General features: G+C 43.2%; 3 protein-coding genes. All 3 read left to right on the top strand.

Going from position 1 to position 2,130, the window contains the following annotated elements; translation table 11 throughout:
* The first annotated feature begins 89 nt into the window (after window positions 1–89).
* Entirely contained in the window at window positions 90–362 is a 273-nt protein-coding gene (locus ACFE90_RS37860) for a hypothetical protein (protein ID WP_012410874.1), read from the top strand.
* A 13-nt stretch (window positions 363–375) separates the two neighbouring features.
* The gene (locus ACFE90_RS37855; protein WP_375507357.1) at window positions 376–1,053 is read left to right on the top strand and encodes an ABC transporter ATP-binding protein; all 678 of its coding nucleotides are present in this window, start codon (window positions 376–378) and stop codon (window positions 1,051–1,053) included.
* Between the two features lie 330 nt (window positions 1,054–1,383).
* Window positions 1,384–1,935: an NYN domain-containing protein gene (locus ACFE90_RS37850; RefSeq protein ID WP_190731514.1), complete on the top strand. Its 552-nt coding sequence runs from the start codon at window positions 1,384–1,386 to the stop codon at window positions 1,933–1,935.
* Window positions 1,936–2,130 lie beyond the last annotated feature (195 nt).

The following is a 2,130-nucleotide window of genomic DNA, read 5'->3' as shown; positions in this document are numbered from 1 at the left end:
GCCCCCCGCCCCACTGCCTCTTTCCCATTTCCCTAGAATCAGTCAGCTGACGCTAAAATGAGTCCACAGTTAAATTTGATTATTGCTAAATGTTTACCATCGATTTAAGCATCAGAAACACTGCTTTCCCTATTTCTGTACAACGTAAGTCAGCAGAGGATGCTGAGGCTGTTTATCAGCTGATTTTGGCAGCAATACGCTCTGGTAACCCTGACATTGTGGAACTTAAGTGCGAGGGCAAGACAGAGAAAAAAATTGCTGTCCGCGCTAGTGAAATTTCTGGGGTGCAGATTGTTCAGAAAGATGGTACAACCCCTGGTGGTGGTAGACCACCTGGCTTTTTCGCTGTAGCTGCTGAGTAACCAAGGTTGACAAATGGCTCAAGTGGGCATTGAGGTCAAGGATTTAAATTTCAATTGGCCTAATGGAGAGAAAGTTATCAAATCTTGCTCTTTAGAAGTACCAAAGGGCGAATTTTGGATGCTCTTGGGTACAAATGGCAGTGGTAAATCAACGTTACTTAGACTGCTGGCGGGGCTACTAGCTCCTGAGTCTGGGGAAATTCGGGTTTTGCACCCGGTTGGCTTTGTCTTCCAAAATCCAGATCATCAACTGGTGATGCCAACGGTTGGTGCTGATGTGGCCTTTGGATTGGTGGAAGAAAAGTTACCACCTGCTGCCACTAGAGCAAGGGTTGAGGAGGCGCTAGGAGCGGTTAATTTGCTTACTCTCCTACGACGCCCTATTTATGCACTCTCTGGGGGACAGAAACAGCGAGTAGCGATCGCCGGTGCGATCGCCCGTCGCTGTGAAGTCTTATTATTAGATGAACCCACTGCCTTATTAGATCCAGATAGTCAGTTGGATTTAGTTGCTGGTGTCCGCCGCCTTGTCAAAAATCGAGGTATTACAGCACTTTGGGTGACACATCGATTAGACGAGTTAAATTACTGTGATGGCGCTTTCTTGCTTGAAAAAGGCTCTCTGGTAGATAGAGGTGAAGCTCAACGCCTCAAACAACGTCTAATGGAGGTACACAGCGAAGCGCCTTAATTTAGTGCTGAGTGCTGTTAGCGGATAGCTATGGTTTAGCCCGTGCTGAGTAAAGTAAAAAATACTCAGGATTTCATAGCCGTATATGCTCCACCATTTATAGATCGTCTTTTAACTCAGTACTCTTCGTTCTCATTACTACTGAAAAGAACTGCAACGCGCCTTTTAAAACAAAGGCGCGTTTTAAGTTTGTACGTCTGTCTTAGGTTTTAGTTTTGTGAGGCTGCTAGATTTTTTATTTTATGTAGCATAGTGTTACAGACTATGCATCAATTATTATAAAACTTATGAATGAATTTTGTTAACTCTAGAAAATTGTGATCAAAAACCATGCCCCGTTCCTTACTCCAAGCCGTTTTGTTGGTAGACGGCTACAATATAATTGGCGCTTGGCCTTGCCTTAAAAAAACGCGTGATAGTGTTGGACTAGAGGCAGCACGGGGTGAACTTGTGGAAGCGATGACTGGTTATAGTGCGTTTCAAGGTTATGCAACTCAAATAGTTTTTGATGCCCAATATCAGAACTCTTCTAGCAATAAAGAAATAATTACTGAGCTTTTATCAGTTTATTACACTGATTTTGGGCAGACAGCAGATACTTATATTGAAAAATCCTGTGCGTCTATGCGCCAGCAAATAGCCCAATCTTTGATTTCTCGTGTAATTGTTGCTACATCAGATCGGGCACAGCAGTTGATGATACAGGGGTATGGGGCTGAATGGTTATCGGCACAACAACTCTGTGGGGAAGTAGAAGCTACCGTCTGTCGGATGCGACAGAAGTATCATACGCGCAAACAATCTAAGAGTAGGTTTTTAGCTAATGCCATTGATGCTAAGGCGCGGCAGCGTCTGGCTGAATTACGAATGGGATTACAGTAGATATTAGTATTTAAAAGTCTCTGCTTAAGTTCCTGAATGGGTTTTGGCTGCAAAAATTCTATAAATTTTAAGTATCAAAAAAAATATTGGCGAAAGTACTTGCCAAATCCTATTTTTAACCCTAAGATTAGAAATTGTGAGTGATCCTCAGTAGCTCAGTGGTAGAGCGATCGACTGTTAATCGATTGGTCGCTG

The sequence above is a fragment of the uncultured Nostoc sp. genome (assembly GCF_964245445.1).
In the GTDB taxonomy this organism is placed as follows: domain Bacteria; phylum Cyanobacteriota; class Cyanobacteriia; order Cyanobacteriales; family Nostocaceae; genus Nostoc.
This window is presented reverse-complemented; position numbering and strand designations above follow the sequence as displayed.

What these genes read in the sequence shown, in the direction of transcription:
- ACFE90_RS37860 (WP_012410874.1), top strand. Translation starts at nt 90, where the DNA reads ATGTTTACCATCGATTTAAGCATCAGAAACACTGCTTTCCCTATTTCT.
- ACFE90_RS37855 (WP_375507357.1), top strand. Translation starts at nt 376, where the DNA reads ATGGCTCAAGTGGGCATTGAGGTCAAGGATTTAAATTTCAATTGGCCT.
- ACFE90_RS37850 (WP_190731514.1), top strand. Translation starts at nt 1,384, where the DNA reads ATGCCCCGTTCCTTACTCCAAGCCGTTTTGTTGGTAGACGGCTACAAT.